The 16,450-nt window shown below is 73.8% G+C and carries 16 protein-coding genes; 9 read left to right on the top strand and 7 right to left on the bottom strand.

Annotated elements, in window-relative coordinates; all coding sequences use genetic code 11:
- Positions 1 to 5 precede the first annotated feature (5 nt).
- Positions 6 to 2,486, bottom strand: a complete 2,481-nt coding sequence (locus tag GA0070620_RS19790; protein WP_091593048.1) for a helicase-associated domain-containing protein — start codon at positions 2,484 to 2,486, stop codon at positions 6 to 8.
- Between the two features lie 88 nt (positions 2,487 to 2,574).
- Between GA0070620_RS19790 and GA0070620_RS19785 the strand changes: the two genes are divergently transcribed.
- Positions 2,575 to 3,198, top strand: a complete 624-nt coding sequence (locus GA0070620_RS19785; RefSeq protein WP_091593046.1) for an HAD family hydrolase — start codon at positions 2,575 to 2,577, stop codon at positions 3,196 to 3,198.
- A 28-nt stretch (positions 3,199 to 3,226) separates the two neighbouring features.
- On the top strand, positions 3,227 to 3,613 hold the full coding sequence (locus GA0070620_RS19780) for a cold-shock protein (RefSeq protein ID WP_091593045.1): 387 nt from the start codon (positions 3,227 to 3,229) through the stop codon (positions 3,611 to 3,613).
- On the opposite strand, the gene GA0070620_RS19775 is transcribed toward GA0070620_RS19780, so the two are convergent.
- On the bottom strand, positions 3,574 to 4,404 hold the full coding sequence (locus GA0070620_RS19775) for a 1,4-dihydroxy-6-naphthoate synthase (RefSeq protein ID WP_091593042.1): 831 nt from the start codon (positions 4,402 to 4,404) through the stop codon (positions 3,574 to 3,576). The two genes, GA0070620_RS19780 and GA0070620_RS19775, sit on opposite strands and share 40 nt — an antisense overlap.
- 499 nt (positions 4,405 to 4,903) lie before the next feature.
- Here GA0070620_RS19775 and GA0070620_RS19770 point away from each other — a divergent pair, with 499 nt between their 5' ends.
- The gene (locus tag GA0070620_RS19770) at positions 4,904 to 5,542 is read left to right on the top strand and encodes a GNAT family N-acetyltransferase (protein WP_091593041.1); all 639 of its coding nucleotides are present in this window, start codon (positions 4,904 to 4,906) and stop codon (positions 5,540 to 5,542) included.
- Positions 5,543 to 5,596: 54 nt separating this feature from the next.
- Here the strand turns inward: GA0070620_RS19770 and GA0070620_RS19765 are convergent, their stop codons facing one another.
- Both GA0070620_RS19765 and GA0070620_RS19760 read right to left on the bottom strand, forming a co-directional pair.
- Complete coding sequence (locus GA0070620_RS19765; protein ID WP_091593039.1) at positions 5,597 to 6,247, bottom strand: futalosine hydrolase; 651 nt, start codon at positions 6,245 to 6,247, stop codon at positions 5,597 to 5,599.
- The gene (locus GA0070620_RS19760) at positions 6,244 to 7,857 is read right to left on the bottom strand and encodes an MFS transporter (protein WP_091593037.1); all 1,614 of its coding nucleotides are present in this window, start codon (positions 7,855 to 7,857) and stop codon (positions 6,244 to 6,246) included. The genes GA0070620_RS19765 and GA0070620_RS19760 overlap by 4 nt, the downstream gene beginning before the upstream one ends.
- Positions 7,858 to 7,944: 87 nt before the next feature.
- Between GA0070620_RS19760 and GA0070620_RS19755 the strand changes: the two genes are divergently transcribed.
- On the top strand, positions 7,945 to 8,784 hold the full coding sequence (locus GA0070620_RS19755) for a DUF3027 domain-containing protein (protein WP_091593035.1): 840 nt from the start codon (positions 7,945 to 7,947) through the stop codon (positions 8,782 to 8,784).
- Positions 8,785 to 8,812: 28 nt separating this feature from the next.
- Here GA0070620_RS19755 and GA0070620_RS19750 read toward each other — a convergent pair whose 3' ends face one another.
- Complete coding sequence (locus tag GA0070620_RS19750; RefSeq protein WP_172836465.1) at positions 8,813 to 9,064, bottom strand: DUF2530 domain-containing protein; 252 nt, start codon at positions 9,062 to 9,064, stop codon at positions 8,813 to 8,815.
- Between the two features lie 90 nt (positions 9,065 to 9,154).
- Here GA0070620_RS19750 and GA0070620_RS19745 point away from each other — a divergent pair, with 90 nt between their 5' ends.
- The 5 genes from GA0070620_RS19745 (at position 9,155) to thpR (ending at position 13,830) form a co-directional block, all read left to right on the top strand.
- Complete coding sequence (locus tag GA0070620_RS19745; protein WP_091593032.1) at positions 9,155 to 10,633, top strand: NCS2 family permease; 1,479 nt, start codon at positions 9,155 to 9,157, stop codon at positions 10,631 to 10,633.
- A gap of 118 nt (positions 10,634 to 10,751) precedes the next feature.
- A complete protein-coding gene (locus tag GA0070620_RS19740; RefSeq protein ID WP_172836464.1) occupies positions 10,752 to 11,201 on the top strand; it encodes a MarR family winged helix-turn-helix transcriptional regulator in 450 nt (149 codons plus the stop codon).
- Positions 11,202 to 11,275: 74 nt separating this feature from the next.
- A complete protein-coding gene (locus GA0070620_RS19735) occupies positions 11,276 to 12,556 on the top strand; it encodes an MFS transporter (protein ID WP_091593030.1) in 1,281 nt (426 codons plus the stop codon).
- A 107-nt stretch (positions 12,557 to 12,663) separates the two neighbouring features.
- The gene (locus GA0070620_RS19730) at positions 12,664 to 13,209 is read left to right on the top strand and encodes a hypothetical protein (RefSeq protein WP_091593029.1); all 546 of its coding nucleotides are present in this window, start codon (positions 12,664 to 12,666) and stop codon (positions 13,207 to 13,209) included.
- 42 nt (positions 13,210 to 13,251) lie between these two features.
- Positions 13,252 to 13,830: an RNA 2',3'-cyclic phosphodiesterase gene (thpR, locus tag GA0070620_RS19725; RefSeq protein WP_091593028.1), complete on the top strand. Its 579-nt coding sequence runs from the start codon at positions 13,252 to 13,254 to the stop codon at positions 13,828 to 13,830.
- Between the two features lie 24 nt (positions 13,831 to 13,854).
- Here thpR and sepH read toward each other — a convergent pair whose 3' ends face one another.
- Together sepH and serC are read right to left on the bottom strand one after the other, a co-directional pair.
- Positions 13,855 to 14,934 (bottom strand): septation protein SepH, encoded by a 1,080-nt coding sequence (gene sepH, locus GA0070620_RS19720; RefSeq protein WP_091593027.1) that lies wholly within the window; start codon positions 14,932 to 14,934, stop codon positions 13,855 to 13,857.
- A 183-nt stretch (positions 14,935 to 15,117) separates the two neighbouring features.
- Positions 15,118 to 16,245, bottom strand: coding sequence for a phosphoserine transaminase (gene serC / locus GA0070620_RS19715; RefSeq protein ID WP_091599039.1), 1,128 nt, complete (start codon positions 16,243 to 16,245; stop codon positions 15,118 to 15,120).
- Between the last annotated feature and the right edge of the window lie 205 nt (positions 16,246 to 16,450).

Raw genomic sequence — 16,450 nt, 5'->3', positions numbered from 1 at the left:
GCCCGTCAGTCGGCGAGGACCGCGGCGGTGATCCGGTGCAGGGCGAACGTGTGCAGCATCTCCGTCCGCTCGTCCTCCGCCCGCAGGTAGCCGGCGCCGATCGACACCGGTTTGACCAGCCGGGACGCGGTCGCCCCGTGAGCGTCGACATAGCCGACCCAGACCAGCGCCTTGTCCCGTACGGCCTGCTGGAGCACCGCGAGGGCGTCCGAGTGCCCCTGCACGGGGGCCGGACCGGTCGCACCCCGGGCGCCGGCGCGGACCACCGCGGGAGCGCGTCGGGCCGCCCGCGCCGCCGCCTCGCCGCGCCGGATCTGCTCCACGACCCCGAGCAGGCGCGGCATCGGCAGCTTCTGCGCGGACAGCGGATCCAACGTGCGGGTGGCCACCGACACCCGGGCCGGCGCCCGCCGGGTCTTCGGCCGCGACAGCACCGCCGCGCCGCTCGCGTCCTCCGGCACGGGCGCGTAACCGGCGTCGCGCAACGCCCCCAGCAGCCGCCCCACCTGGTACGGGGTGACCAGCACCGTCGGCGCCAGCCGGCGCAGCGACAGCGACTCCAGCCGCCGGTCCGCGAACACCTCGGTCAGCAGCGCCTCGTCGTCGCTGCGCAGGTACGCCCCGGCGGACCCCGCCCGCAGCCCACCGTGCTTGCGCGCCACGTCGTCCACCAGGTACGTGAGCGACTGCGGCACGGGGGTGCGGGACCGTCGCCGGAACAGTGCGTGCAGGTCGTCCGCCGTGTAGCCGGCGTCCAGGGCCCGGCGCACGCTCGCCGTGGTCACCCGGTGCACGCTGGCTCCGCCGGCCGACTCCGGCTCGGCCACCGCGTCCAGCTCGGCGGCGAGGATCGGGTCGGGTGGGCCGGGCACCACCACGGTCAGGTCGGCCTGCACGAGGAAGTGGTCGACGGGGGCGGGCAGCAGCGCGTCCAGCGCGCGTACCGCGGTGGACGGCTCCTCGCTGTCCGCCTCCGCGTGCACCCCCAACGGGTCGTCGGAGCGGTCGTCCGCCTCGGTGACGTCGGCGAGCAGCAGCCGCCCGTACGACGTGAGCGCCCCCAACCCGGTCACGCCCAGCTGGGCGGCCTCGGCCAGCACCTCCCGATGCGCCGTCTCCCGCCCCCGGCTGCGGCGGGGCGCCCGCCAGTCGAGCAGCTCCAGCACCTCGTCCGGGGTGGGCGCGGTGGCCGGCTCCAGGTCGGCGAGCACCCCCAGCACGGCCCGTCGGGCGGCCGGCGCCCCGGCCCGTTCGGCCTCGGGCGACAGGACGGTGATCGGCCGGTCCCGGTCGTCGCGCTGCCCGACCAGCCCCACCTGCCGGCTCATGGTCAGCCACGCCCGGGCCAACTGCTCCCACCGCTGCGCGAGGGAGGCGGCCCGCCACACCTCGTAGCCGGCCGTCGGCAGCACCTGCTGATCGGCCCCGTAGCGGGTCGTGGTGGCCCCGGGCAGCTCCAGCTCACCGGTCAGCCCGGCCGCGTACGCCACCTCCAGCAGCAGCGCCGCCGTCGGCTCGTCCAGGCCACCGGCGCGGGCCAGGCGCCGCAGGTCGCGTACGCCGATCCCGCCCGACCGGAGCACCGGCGCCGGTTCGGCGGCGAGCTGGTCGAGCAGCGTCTCCGTGTGGCGTACTACCTCCATGGTCTGCCCGGCCCCGGCGGAGTCGACGGCCTTCGCCTCGCGCGGCGTGGCGGCGACGGCCGGCGGGCTGGTCCGCAGCGGGCCGAGCGGACCGCTGTCGCGGCGCAGCAGCAGCCCGATCTCCCGGGGCAGCTCCACGGTGCCGGTCGAGCCGGACTTGCCGTTGGAGACGGGCACCAGCAGGCGGTTGTCGACCAGCCAGCGCACCGGTGACCCGGTCGGTGCGCCACCGTTCGTCGGGTCCGGCGGCACCGCGTCCTCCGCCCCGAGCGGCGGGGCCTGGAGGGCGCCCGGGGGGACGCTGCCGACGGGCGGTCCGGCGGCGAGCCGGTCCAGGATCGCCCGGGCGGAGGGCGGCGCGGCCAGCAGCGTCCGCCGCAGCTTCGCCGGGTCCGCGCAGAGCGCCGCCGTCCGCGGGTCCAGCTCCGCCGCCGGTCGGCCCAGCCCCGCCGGGTACGCGGACACCTCGTCGACGCTCGGCACGACCGTGAGGGCACTCTCCGGGCCGTACAGCAAAAAGAGCGCGCGCAGCCGGTTGACCGCGCCCCGGACGCTGGTCGGCGCGGGCGGCTTCGGGCCGGAGGTCGCCAGGGCCAGCACGGCGTCGGTGGAGGTGGTGCCGTCGCCCGGGTCGCGGGTGAGCCGGGCGGCGTCGAGGATCTGGAGGGTGAACTGGTCCAGCCCGTCCAGGGCCCGGGCCACCGAGACCCGGGACTGGGCCCGGATGGCGAGCGCGGAGATGTCGGCCGGCACGGGTACGACGAGGTCCGGCCGCAGCTGGAGGAGGGCGGCCAGCGACTCGTCGGGCAGCGACCGCAGGTGGTCGGCGAGTGAGGTGGTCATCGTCGTTCCACGCTAGCCCGGCGGGGGGCCTCCCCGCCCCTCGGACGTCCGGCTGGTCGGCCACCCCGGTCCGGGTAGGTTGTCCCGCATGTCCCCTCTGACGGTCGGCTTCGACCTCGACATGACCCTGGTCGACTCGCGACCCGGTGTCGCCGCCGCCTACCGGGCGCTCAGCGCGCGGACCGGCGTGCCGGTGGACGCCGATCTGGCGGTGTCGCGGCTGGGTCCTCCGCTGCGCACGGAGATCGCCCGGTGGTTCCCGCCGGAGCAGGTCGAGTCGGCCGTGCACACCTTCCGTGAGCTCTATCCCGCGTACGCGATCACCCCCACCGTTCCGCTGCCCGGTGCCCGGGAGGCGATCGACGCGATCCGGGGCCGTGGCGGGCGTGTGCTGGTGGTCACCTCGAAGCTGGGCCGGCTGGCCCGGCTGCACCTGGATCACCTGGGCCTGGTCGTCGACGAGCTGGCCGGGGACCTCTTCGCGGAGCAGAAGGGCACCGCGCTGCGCAGCTTCGGGGCGACCCACTACGTCGGCGACCACGTGGCCGACATGGTGGCGGCGGCGACGGCGGAGGTGCCCGGCATCGGGGTGACCACCGGGCCCTGCTCGGCGGACGAGCTGCGGACGGCCGGTGCCGCGGTGGTGCTGAATGATCTCACCGAATTCCCGGCGGCGCTCGACGGCATGATCCAGCTAGCCTTGGAGCAGTAGACGTCTCAAGCGAAGCAGGGGTTCTCAGGTGCCTACGGGTCGAGTGAAGTGGTACGACGCGACCAAGGGATACGGGTTCGTCACCAGTGACGAGGGTGGCGACGTGTTCCTTCCGAAGGCCGCGCTACCGGCGGGTGTCACCGACCTCAAGGGTGGTCAGCGGGTCGATTTCAGCGTGGTGGACAGCCGTCGCGGCGCGCAGGCCATGGGGGTCAAGCTGCTGGAGGCGCCGCCGTCGGTGGCCGAGCTGCGCCGCCGCCCGGCGGAGGAGCTGCACGGCCTGGTCGAGGACATGATCAAGGTGTTGGAGGCGAAGGTCCAGCCGGACCTGCGGCGGGGGCGCTTCCCGGACAAGAAGACGGCGCAGAAGATCGCTCAGCTGGTCCACGCGGTGGCGCGCGAGCTGGAGGTCTGAGGCACCAGCCCGGCGTCGGCGGCCCGGCCGAGCAGCGCGTCCACGGCGGCGAAACCCGCGTCGCCCAGGTCGGCGGTGAACTCGTTCACGTAGAGACCGATGTGCCGGTCGACGACGTCGAGCTCCATCTCCTGGGCGTGCGCGAGCACGTAGTCGCGGCTGGCGGCCGGGTCGGCCCAGGCCTGCCGGACGGATTCCCGGATCCACCCGGCTGCGGCCTCCGGGTCGACCGCGCCGCGCCGGGCCAGGATCGCGCCGAGCGGAATGGGCAGGCCGGTGTCGGCCTCCCACCACTCACCCAGGTCGACGAGGGCGGTCAGCCCGTGCCGGTGGTACGTGAAGCGGGCCTCGTGAATGACGAGGCCCGCGTCGTACCGGCCGGTGGCCACGCCCGGCATGATCTCGTGGAACGGCACGACCTCGATGCGCGCCGGTGACTGACCGGCCGCCCACAGCCGGAACAGCAGGTACGCCGTGGTCCGGTCGCCGGGCACCGCCACGGTCGCGCCGGACAGGTCGGTGCGGTCGCCCCGGGTCAGCACCAGCGGCCCGCAGCCGCGCCCGAGCGCGCCGCCGCACGGCAGCAGGTGGTACTTGTCGAGCAGCCACGGGAGCGCCGCGAAGCTCACCTTCACCAGGTCGAACGCGCCGCGCTCGGCCGCCGTGTTGGTGACGTCGACGTCGGCGTACGTCACCTCGACCGGCGGCGCCCCGGGCACCCGCCCGTGAACCAGCGCGTCGAAGACGAACGTGTCGTTGGGGCAGGGCGAGATCGCGAGGGAGAGCGCCACACCCCCACCGTAGCCCCGCCCGTTCCCGACCCGCCCGGGGCGGGCCCCCTTGTGACGGACGACCAACCCGCACCGGCCTGGACAACACCTGGGTTGTCGGCGTCCTTTGGAGCTGATGTCGTAGACGATTCAGCCGGCGGCCGTCCCGGGGGCGTCCTCCTTCCGTCGGGCATCATCCGGGCACGGGTCACGCCGACGAGTTGCGGACCGCGCGGCTGTCGCTGCGTCGCCCGACCAGCGCCGACGTCGACACCATCCACCGGATCCACGGCCTCGACTGGATCTTCGCCTGCCCAGGGTGACGATCTCCCGCAGCCGATCGCGCGCCCGGCCCGAGGCGCTGGCCGGGCACGCGATCCCGCTGATGACACGAATGACTCAGCTCTAAAGCGTCCGCAGAACCCTCCATCCGCTCGCCTCCACCGACCGACCCCCGTTATCCACAGGGTTGTCCACAGGTTCCGGCGGGCTGTTGATGACGGCTGGCGAGGGCGCGAGCATGGTCCTCGTGAAGGAGCCGGCGGAGCCGCTTGACGTGGGTGGAGTGCTGCGTGCCCTGCGGCGCGGGGCGGATCTGAGCCAGCGCGAACTGGCCGACCGGGCGGGTGTCCCGCAGGCAACGGTCGCGCGCATCGAATCCGGTAGGGCCCGCTACCCGAAGCTGGCCACCGTGGAGCGGCTGGTGCGAGCCGCGGGCGGCTCGCTCGTGATAGGAGTGCCGGACGCCCCCACCGCGGACGCCGAACCAACGCCGTCCCCGATACCGCCGCTCTCTCCGGTGACGCCGGTGCCGCACGACGACCTGCGCGACGACGCGGGACGGCGGTACCCGGCCCATCTGGACGTCTGGGAGGTCCGCGAGCCACGGGCGCATGAGCGCAACACCTACCTGGCCTACGAGCAGGGCAGCGAGACGGAACGGGAGACGGTGCTCGACGGAATACTCGTGACCTTCCAGTACCGCCGGCTCGGCATCGGGCGTCGCCTGGTCGAGGCGCTGCTCGACGGGATGCGAGCCGACGGGATCCGCACCGCCTACGCGATCGCCGACGACGGTGGGACGGACCTGCCGCTGGCTTGCGGCTTCGACCTGGAACCGGGCCGAGCGTGGGCACTGAGGCTGGTCCGGAGGCGCTGAGACCACGGGCGCGAAGGGAGCGGGGAGGGCGGAGGGCGGGCGCGGTAGGGCAGGTCAGCGCAGGGCGGGGGCGGCCTCGGTCAGGGCGGCCAGCGCCTCGCGGAGCCGCCAGGCGTCGCGGTCGCGCGGGCCGACGGGGTTGGAGATGGTGCGCAGCTCGGCGAAGGGCAGACCGGCCTGGGCGGCGGCGACGGCCACGCCGTACCCCTCCATGGCCTCGGCCACGGCCTCGGGGTGACGGCGGCGCAACGCCTCCGTGCTGGCGGCGGTGCCGGTCACGGTGGTGACCGTCAGCACCGGCCCGACGGTGGCGGTCGGCAGCGTGGCGCGCAGCGCGGCCAGCAGCTCCGGGTCGGCGGTGACCGTGCTGCCGGTGCCCAGCAGCGCGGGTGGCATGCCGAGGTCGTCGATCGGGATGAAGCCCTCCGGGGACTCGGCGCCCAGGTCGGCGGCGATGCTCGCGGTGCCCAGCACGGTGCCGCCGACCGCGACGTGGTCGGTGAAGCCGCCGGCGACGCCGGCGCTGACCACCGCGCGGTACGGGCGGCCGGCCGCCTCGGCCAGGGCCAGCAGCCGGGCGGTCGCCGCACCGGCGACGGCTGGGCCCACCCCCACCGGTGCCACGGTGACCGTGGGATCGGCGACGCCGGCCCGGACCGCGTCCGCCTCGGCGGGCACCGCGGTCACCACGAGCAGTCCCGTCACGGGCGTGGTCCGCGTGGTTCCTGGCGGGCATCGTCGTCGCTGCCGCCGCCGACCGCCGAGGACGGGCGGTAGATGTGGTAGCCGGGCGGGGCGAGATCGGGGTCGTGGCCGGCCGCGCCGTTGGCCGCCGGGGCGGGGGAGGTCGGGGTCGGGTCACCGAACCGGCCCGGCGCGGGCGACGTGGGCGTCGGGTCGTCGCCCGTCTCGGTCAACTCGTCGTCACCGAGCGGGCGACCGGCCAGGCGCTCGCCGCGCAGGCGCGCGGCGACCAGCACGCCCCGGACGGCGGCGAGCACACCCACGCCGGCGGCGACCGCGATGCCGACGCGACCGGGGAAGGGGACCAGCCCCAGCCCGCCGCCGGCCACGAAGGCGAGCATCAGCACGGTCTCCGAGTGGGCGAACGAACTGGCCCGCAGCCGCTCCGGGATGCGTTCCTGGATCGACGCGTCCACGGCGAGCTTGGCGATGCCGCTGAGCAGGGCCGTGACCAGGCAGAACAGGGCCACCATGGGCAGCGAGAACTTGAGCACGGCGAGTACCGCGACGCCCGCCACGATGATCATGCTGCTGGACTGGATGGCGGTGGGTCGATGGATCTGCAGGCGGGTGCCGACGGCCGTGGCCAGGAAGGTGCCCACCGCGAGGGCGGCGCCCACCAGGCCCAGCGCGGCCTCGTCACTCAACTCCCGGCCGAACACGACGGTGGTCAGGTCGCCCTTCTTGATCGCGAAGGCGAGGAAGAGCAGCAGGAAGCCGTAGACCGCGCGGAGGGTGGCCGAGCCGATCAGCGTGGCGATCACCAGCCGACCCGCGGGCCGGCCCCGGCCCAGCGGTCGGTCGCCGGAGCGCCGACCCAGTGCCCGCAGCGGTCGCGGCACCCGCTCCGGTGGCTCCGAGTCCGCCCTCGGCGGCAGCCGCAGTGAGATCACCATGCCGACCAGGAAGATCACCGAGGCGACCCGGAGCGGCCACTGCGGCCCGAACCAGAACGCGGCCAGGCCGATCGGGGCGACCAGTGCGCCCGCGACCGTGCCGTAGACGCTGGCGCGGGCACCCACCTGGGACAGGCCCAGCCCTTCCGGCAGCAGGCGCGGCACGGCGGCCGAGCGGGCCACCCCGTACGCGCGGGAGAGCGCCAGCACCCCGAACGCCGCCGGATAGAGCCCGAAGCCGTGGATGTGGTCGGAGATGAGCCAGGCCAGGAACGCGCGGCCCAGCATGGTGGCGGCGAGCGCGTAGCGGCGGCCGTGCCGGAAGTGGTCGAGCAGCGGCCCGACCACCGGGGCGAGCATGGCGAACGGGACCATGGTCACCAGCAGGTAGAGCGCGACCTTGCTGCGCGCCTCGCCCAGCGGCACGTTGAAGAAGATCGTGCCGGCCAGACCGATGGCGATCAGGGTGTCACCGGCGCAGGAGAGCGCGTGCAGGTCGAAGAGGCGGACCATGCCGACCTCGCCGCCGGCACCGCGGGCCCGGGCCCGTCCGGCCTTGCGCGTCACCCAGCGTCCACTGCCCACCGAACCGCGGAACAGCAGGCGAACGGCACGGATGCCGGTGCCGACGGTACGCCCGAGGGCGGACCGCCCGGCGCGGGAGGACTGCGGCATGTGCACCATCCTCGCCCATCTGATCGAGGCATGCCGCACCAGTTGCCGAGAACGTGGTCGGGGAGTCCCTGTCAGTCGGGCGTACGGATGGGGAACAATGGTCCGGTGACCAGGCCCGCCTCCGCCCGTGCCGCCCGCCTCGACCAGATCCTCGCCGCCGCCGTCGACGTGGCGCGTGCCGGCATCACCGAGGTGGATCCCGACGACGTCGGCGAGCACCTGCAGGCCGTCGCCGAGGGCGAACGCCTCGTCACGCACTACTTCGAGTGCAAGCTCGCCGGCTACCGGGGCTGGCGCTGGGGGGTCACGGTGACCCGGGTGCCCCGCAGCCGCACCGCGACCATCTGCGAGACGGTCCTGCTGCCCGGCACCGACGCGCTGCTCGCCCCGGGCTGGCTGCCCTGGCAGGAGCGGCTCAAGCCGGGCGACCTGGGCCCCGGCGACCTGCTGCCCACCCCGGCGGACGACGAGCGGCTCGCCCCGGGCTACCTGCTCTCCGACGACCCGGCGGTCGAGGAGACGGCGTGGGAACTGGGCCTGGGCCGGGCTCGGGTGCTCTCCCGCGAGGGTCGCTCCGAGGCGGCCCAGCGGTGGTACGACGGTGACCACGGCCCGTCCGCCCCGATCTCCACGGCGGCCCCGGCGGCGGCCCGCTGCGGCACCTGCGGCTTCTACCTGCCCCTGGCCGGCTCGCTGCGGCAGGCCTTCGGCGCGTGCGGCAACTTCTACGCCCCCGACGACGGCCGCGTGGTGAGCGTCGACCACGGCTGCGGCGCGCACTCCGAGACCCTCATCGAGGCGCCCGACACCTCGGTCGAGGAGATGCCCACGGTCTACGACGACAGCGCCGTGGAGGCCGTCTCGGTCAGCCGGGCGCCCGGGTCGGTGGAGGCGGCGGAGCCCGCGGAGCCGTACGGCCACCCCTGATCGACCGGCGCCGCCGGGCCGGTGACGGTCAGCGGCTGGCGGCCGCGCGGCGGCGGCGACGGTTGGCGTCGTGTCGCATCATCACGGCGAGGCCCGGGAATCCCCAGAGGAACCCGGCGAGGCAGATCCACAGCCAGTTGCGGTGATCGTGCTCGGTCAACCAGTCGCGGAAGAAGACGAGCAGCACCAGCCCGACGACCGCCCAGGCCGCCATTCCGGCGAGCGCGAACGGCACCATGGGCGGGTCGAGCGGCTCGGGCCGCGGCTGCTCCTTCGGCACGCGGCAAGCGTACGCGATCAACTTTCCCCGCTGGCCACTGATCTGGGACGATGCGCGCGTCATCCCCGAAGATCACCTGCGAGGACGCTGATGGCAGTAGCGCCGCCGGAGAACGGCACACCCCCCGACCCCGCCCACCCCCGCAACGGATTCGACCGGTTCTTCGAGATCTCCGCCCGTGGTTCGACGTTGAGCCGCGAGGTGCGTGGTGGCCTGGCCACCTTCTTCACGATGGCGTACATCGTGGTGCTGAACCCGCTCATCCTCGGCAGCGCCGTCGACGGTGACGGCAAGACCCTCCCGATCCCGGCGATCGCCGCGGCGACCGCCCTGGTCGCCGGTGTGGTGACCATCCTGATGGGTGTGGTCGGCCGGTTCCCGCTGGCGCTGGCCGCCGGCCTCGGCGTGAACGCGCTGGTGGCGTACGAGATCGCCCCGGAGATGACCTGGGCGGACGCCATGGGTCTCGTGGTGATCGAGGGCGTGATCATCGCGGTGCTGGTGCTGACCGGTCTGCGTACGGCGGTGTTCCGCTCGGTGCCCACCCAGCTGAAGACGGCGATCGGCGTCGGCATCGGCCTCTTTCTGACGATCATCGGCCTGGTCGACGCCGGGTTCGTCCGGCGCATCCCCGACGTGGCTAACACGACCGTGCCGGTCGGGCTGGGCATCGGCGGGCGGCTGTCCAGTTGGCCGCTGCTGGTGTTCGTGGTGGGGCTGCTGGTGACCCTGGTGCTCGTCGTACGCCGGGTCCGGGGCGCGATCCTGATCGGCATCCTCGGGTCGACCGTGCTGGCGATCATCGTGGAGGCGATCGCCAACGTCGGCCCGTCCGTGGTCAACGGGCAGCCCAACCCCAAGGGCTGGTCGCTGAACGTGCCGGAGTTGCCGAAGACCGTGGTGGACGTGCCGGACCTGTCGCTGCTCGGCAACTTCAACGTGCTCGACTCGTGGAGCCGGGCCGGCTGGCTGGTCGTCCTGATGTTCGTGTTCACGCTGCTCATCACGGACTTCTTCGACACGATGGGGACCATGGTCGCGGTCGGCCAGGAGGGCGGCATGCTCGACGAGCGGGGCACCCCGCCGCGGGCGAAGGAGATCCTGCTGGTCGACTCGATCGCCGCGGCGGCCGGTGGCGCGGCGAGCACGTCGAGCAACACGTCGTACATCGAGAGCGCCGCCGGTGTCGCGGAGGGCGCCCGGACCGGTGTGGCCAACCTGGTCACCGGCGCCCTGTTCCTGCTGGCGATGTTCCTGGCCCCGCTGGTCGTGGTGGTGCCGTTCGAGGCGGCGTCGACGGCGCTGGTGGTGGTCGGCTTCCTGATGATGACCGCGGTGCGGACGATCGACTGGGCGGACTACGAGATCGCCATTCCGGCGTTCCTCACGATCGTTCTGATGCCGTTCACCTACTCGATCTCGAACGGAATCGGGGCGGGGGTCATCACGTTCGTGCTGATGAAGGTGGCCCGGGGCAAGGCCCGGGAGGTCCACCCCCTGCTGTACGGGGTGGCCGCGCTCTTCGTCGTGTACTTCCTGCGCGGGCCGATCGAGTCCGTGGTGCTGTGAAAGCCGCGCGCCGGGCCGGGGCTCCTTACGGGTCCCGGCCCGGCGCAGGTCGAAAGGTTCCCGTGAGCCGGGTCATATCGCATGTCGTTAGCCAGGCTCATTAGTTAAGCTAACTATCGTGACGGAGCGGACGGTGACGGCGAAACGCGTGCCACCGGCGCAGCTGGCACCCCAGCTGCGTGATGCGATCACCCGGCTCAACCGGCGGGTCCGACAGGCCCGGCCGATGGGCGACCTGACGGTCACCCAGCTCTCGGCGCTGACCAGCCTCAAGCTGGCCGGCGCGCTGACACCACGGGAGCTGGCCGACGTCGAACGGGTCCAACCGCCGACGATGACCAAGATCGTCGCGAAGTTGGAGGACCGTGGCCTCGTGCAGCGGACCCCCCACCCGACCGACGGCCGACAGGTCATCCTCGCGCCGACCGAGGGGGGACGGGCGGTGCTCGACCAGTTCGAGCGCGCCCGCAACGAGTGGCTGGCCTCCCGGCTGGCCGAGCTCCCCGAGGCGGACCGGGAGACCCTGCGGAGGGCCGCGGAGATCCTCCAGCAGTTGGCTCGCGCCTGACTCACGCACCCGCGCCACCGGGTCCGCGCCGTCCGTCGTCGATGACGCGTACGACCCGAGGAGGCGCACCAAGAGTGCAGGCGAAGCTGAGCACGATGTTCCAGTCCCTACAGGTCCGCAACTACCGCCTCTTCGCGTCCGGGCAACTGATCAAGCTGGTCGGTGTCTGGATGATGTTCATCGCCCAGGACTGGCTCGTCCTCGAGCTCTCAGACAACTCGGCCACCGCACTCGGCGTGGTCACCGCGCTCCAGTTCACGCCGGTGCTGTTGCTCACCCTGCTCTCCGGCCGACTCGCCGACCGGTACGACAAGCGGGTGCTGCTCTTCGTCGCCAACACCTTCTGGACGGTGCTGGCGCTCGGCATGAGCATGCTGGTCCTCACCGACCTGGTGCAGCTCTGGCACGTGTTCGCGTTCGCCGCGCTGCTCGGCGTCGCCAACGCCGTGGAGACCCCCGTCCGGCAGGCGTTCGTCTCCGAGCTGGTGGGCGTGTCCCTGCTGCCGAACGCCCTCTCGCTCAACGCGGCCGTGTTCAACTCCGCGCGGATCGTCGGCCCGGCCGTCGCCGGCCTCGCCATCGCCGCCTTCGACGTCGGCCCGGTCTTCCTCTTCACCGCGCTCAGCTCGATCGCCCCGCTGGTCAACGTCGTCCGGATGCGGACGTCCGAGCTGCACCGGGCCGCCCTGCCGCCCCGTGACGAGCGCGACTCGGCCCGGGTGATCGACGGACTGCGGTACGTCTGGCGCCGATCCGACCTGCTGCTGCCGATGGTCGTCATGTCCGTCATCGGCATGTCGCTGTTCAACTTCCAGCTCACCCTGGCGGCGCTGGCCAAGACCGTGTTCAACACCGGGGCCGCCTCGTTCGGCCTGTTCAGCACCGCGCTCGCCTGCGGTGCGCTGGTGGGCGCGCTGAGCGGCACGGGGCGCCGCAGCCGCCCGTCCGTGTGGCTGGTGCTGGGCGCCGCCGTCGGGTGCGCAAGCTTCGGCACCCTGGTCGGTCTCGCCCCGACGTACTGGGCGGTGGTCGCGCTGCTCGTGCCGACCGGCTTCTTCATGGTCTTCTTCGCCCAGGCCGCCAACCAGCGCGTCCAACTCGGCGTGGACGCGGCCTTCCGGGGACGGGTGATGGCCCTGTGGGTGCTGGTGTTCCTGGGCACCAACCCGGTCGGCGCGCCGCTGATCGGCTGGGTGGCGGAGCACTTCGGCGCCGGCGCCAGCATCTGGATCGGCGGCCTGATCTCGCTGGCCACCGCCCTGCTCGCGCTGACCTGGCAGCTGCGCCGCGCCGGGGCCCGGCTCCGGTTCCGGGTGCTGCCGATGCCCCGCTTCTACGTGACCTCGACGGAATGACGGCACGCGCCGTCCGCTCGGCCCCGGTGGATCCGTCCGGTTGAGCGGATGGCGCGGATGCCGCCAATCCGGTGGCGGAGGCGGAGGATGGGGCTTAGCGTCGATGCGTGGGTGTCGGACGCGCACTGCTGCTGGCCCTGGCGTTCCTCGCCGTGGCCAGCCTGCCCGCGCTCTTCGCCCTGATCTTCTGCGCCGACGAGATCCTCGACCGGGTCGTCTGCGGCTACACCGAATGGCGGGACCGCCGCCGGGAACGGCGCACCATCGCCCGACTCGACCGGGCCATCGAAGCCGACGCCCTGACCAGGGACATCGACCTCTCCGAGTTCGACCGGGAGGACCGGCGGCCACTCGAACAACTCGCCGCCGACCTGCGCCGGCTGGGCAGCCAGCGGCTCGGCGGCGCCGGCCGGCCGATGGTGTGGCACGGTGCGGTCCTCCAGGCGTACGACGACCGGCTGCGGCTCGCCTGCCGGGCCCTGAACATCACCGAACACCTGGGCGAGCTGGACGGCGTCGACCAGGAGATCGAACGCGTCCGCGTGGAAGGCGTGCTGCACGCCGCCGGCCTGACCCTGCCGGCCGCCCGGGCGGGACGCCCGAGCGGCCGGGCCGAACGGCGCGGCCGGGGCTCCGACGGCACGGGGCACTGAGCGAGTGGCCGACCACTTCGGCCGGGCCGGCGAGGGCCGCGGTTGAGGCTCTTCGCGGCGGTCTACCCACCGGCCGACGCCGTCGCCGACCTGACCGCCCAGATCGACCGGCTCCGCGTCGGCGCCGCGTCCCGCGCGGGCACCAACGTCCGGCTCGCCGACCCCGAACACCTGCACCTCACCCTCGCCTTCCTCGGCGAGGTCGAGGAGGCGAAGCTGGTCGAGGTGGAGAGCGCGCTCGGGCTCGCCGCCCAGTGGTTCCGTGAGGGCCGCCCCGCCTCGCCCCGGCTGCGCCTGGGCGGCGGCGGTCGGTTCGGTCGCGGTCGGTTCACGGTGCTCTGGGTGGACGTACGCGGTGAGGCCGACGCGCTGAGCGTCCTCGCCCGGCTGATCCGCTCCCGCCTGCGGGCCAATCGGCTACCGCACGACGACAAGCCCTTCCGCGCGCACCTGACCGTGGCCCGCCCCGGCGACCGCGTGGACCGGGCCGACGTCGAGGCCGACCGCACCACCCTGGACGGCTACGAAGGGCCGGAATGGCCGGCGACCGAACTGCTGCTCATGCGCAGCCACCTCGGCCCCCGGCCCCGCTACGACCGGCTCGCCGCCTGGCCGATCTGACCTGCCCCGGTGGACCGGCGCGGGTCAGGAGGACTCGCGGGCCGCCGGACCACTGCCGAAGAGCACGTCGTCCCAGCTCGGCAGCCGCTTGCGGGGCTTGCCGGCGGCGTCCGTGGACTCCCCGCCGGCAGCGGCGGCCGCCGCACCGGTGCGGCGCGGCCGGAGCACCGCCAGCGACGGCACGGCCGGCACCTCCTTCGGCGCGTCGGAGTCGTCGTCGAACGCGGACCCGGGGCCGCCGCCGAGCAGCGCCGCGGCGCCGCCACCAACCGGCCGCTGCCGGGGCGCGTCGGACCCGGCCAGCGCGGCCGGAGTGCGCGGCTCGAGACCCCGACCCGAGGTGCTGCCGAGCGGCCGGTCGAGGGACGCGAGCAGGGCGTCCCGCCCGGCACGGATCGGGTCACGACCGGGTCGATGCTCGGCGGGACCGGGCAGCCCGTGCCCGCCCCGGCTCGGCTCGCCGCGCGACGGGCCGGGCAGCGCGTGCCCGCCCCGCTCCGGAGCCGGCTCCTGGCCGAGGATCGGTGTGGGCCGCTCGGCGCACAGGTACTGCGCCATGTCGTCGTGCGGGGCGACCGACTGACGGGTCTTGTCGAGATCCCAGATCGCCTGCGCGGTGGCCTTGCCGGACGGCCAGGTGGCGATGATCCGCCAGGTGCCGTCGTCGCGTCGGTAGGCGTCCCACGAGATCTTCTCGGTGTCGATGCCGTGCTGGGCCAGCCGGCCGTTGACCACCTCGGCGAGCGGGGTCGGCTTCTCCGCGCCCTTGAGTCGGGTGCGGCGGGCGTGCTGGGCGAGCATCGCCCGCTCCTGGAGCACCGGGCCGGCGTAGCGCAGCACCCGGTCGACCGGGACCCCGGCGATGCGGGCCACGTCCTCGGCGGACTCACCCGAGCGGATCCGGGCCTGGATGTCCCGTGGGGACAGTGAGGGAGCGGGGTCGGCGGTGGTCGGTGCGACCGTGAGCGGCGGGGCGCCCGGCTCGGCGTGCAGCGCGGTGGCGATGCGCTCGTCGATCGGCAGGGCGAGCAGTCGCCCCACCTCGTCGGCGAGCACCAGGGCCTGGCCGTCCTCGGAGAGGGCGACGAAGCGTACTGGGCGCATAGCGTTGCCTCCGTCCCGCTTCGCTGGCCACCTGCCACGGGTCGGCCACCCGGGCTTCTCGGACCACCGTACGCTGATCTGTCCTCAGGTGGGAGACGCCACGCCCGCATGTCGCGGATGAGCAGCGACGATGATCACGGTGGGTGGCCGAAGCGCCGGGCCGCGGCCACCCACCGTCACGCCCTAGAGCCGCTCGACGACGTAGTCGATGGACGCGGTCAGCGCCTCCACGTCAGACGGCTCGACGGCCGGGAAGAGCGCGACCCGCAGCTGGTTGCGACCGAGCTTCCGGTAGGGCTCCGTGTCGACGATGCCGTTGGCGCGCAGCGCCTTGGCGATCGCGGAGGCGTCCACCCCGTCGGCGAAGTCGATGGTGGCGACCACGTTGGACCGCAGCGCCGGGTCGGCGACGTACGGGGTGGCGACCGCTGAGCGCTCCGCCCAGCCGTACACGATCGCGGCGCTCTCGGCCGTCCGCTTGGCCGCCCAGGCCAGCCCGCCCTGCGCGTTCATCCAGTCGGTCTGTTCGGCGGCCAGGAAGATGGTCGCCAGCGCCGGGGTGTTGTAGGTCTGCTCCAGCCGCGAGTTGTCGATCGCGGTGACCAGGTCGAGGAAGGCCGGGATGTAGCGGCCGGACGCCTTGATCTCGGTGGCCCGCTCCAGCGCCGCCGGCGACATCAGGGCCAGCCAGAGGCCGCCGTCGGAGCCGAAGCACTTCTGCGGGGCGAAGTAGTAGACGTCGGTCTCGCCGACGTTGACGTCCAGCCCGCCGGCACCGGAGGTCGCGTCGACCAGCAGCAGCGAACCCTCGTCGGCGCCCGCCACCCGGGAGATCGGCACGGCCACGCCGGTGGAGGTCTCGTTGTGCGGGGTGGCGTAGACGTCCACCCCGGCCTCGGCGACCAGCGTCGGGGCGCTGCCGGCCTCCGACTTGCGGATCGTCGGCTCGCCGAGGAACGGCGCGTCCTTGACGGACTTGGCGAACTTCGCGCCGAACTCGCCGAAGCTCGCGAACTGGGCCCGGTCGCGGATCAGGCCGAACGTCGCGACCTCCCAGAAGGCGGTGGTGCCGCCGTTGCCGAGCACCACCTCGTAGCCCTCGGGCAGGTCGAAGAACTCGGCGATGCCGCGCCGCAGGCGGGCGACCTGGTCGCGGACCGTCTTCTGCCGGTGGGAGGTGCCCAGGTAGCTGGTCGCCACGTCGGCGAGGGCGGACACGGCCGCCGGACGGACCTTGGACGGCCCGCAGCCGAACCGTCCGTCGGCGGGCTTGATCTCGTCGGGAATCCGGATGGTCGGTGCGTCAGCCACGGTCTTCAAGATCCTTCCGCATGGGCCGGGAGCCCGGTGAGCTGGCGAGCGCGGACCGGCGGCGAGCGTGAGGACGCGCGGCGGCCGGGATCCGAGCACGGTCCGGCGGCACTGCCGAGTTTTCATCCTCCCATCCCCCGCTGTTCGTCCGGCGGCTGGTCCCGACCCTTGCTACTGAGGCGTACGCCACAGCCCGTCGGGGTCC

Source organism: Micromonospora krabiensis (genome assembly GCF_900091425.1).
GTDB lineage: Bacteria > Actinomycetota > Actinomycetes > Mycobacteriales > Micromonosporaceae > Micromonospora > Micromonospora krabiensis.
Note: the sequence above shows the minus strand (reverse complement) of the source record. Positions and strands in the feature narration are given on the sequence as shown.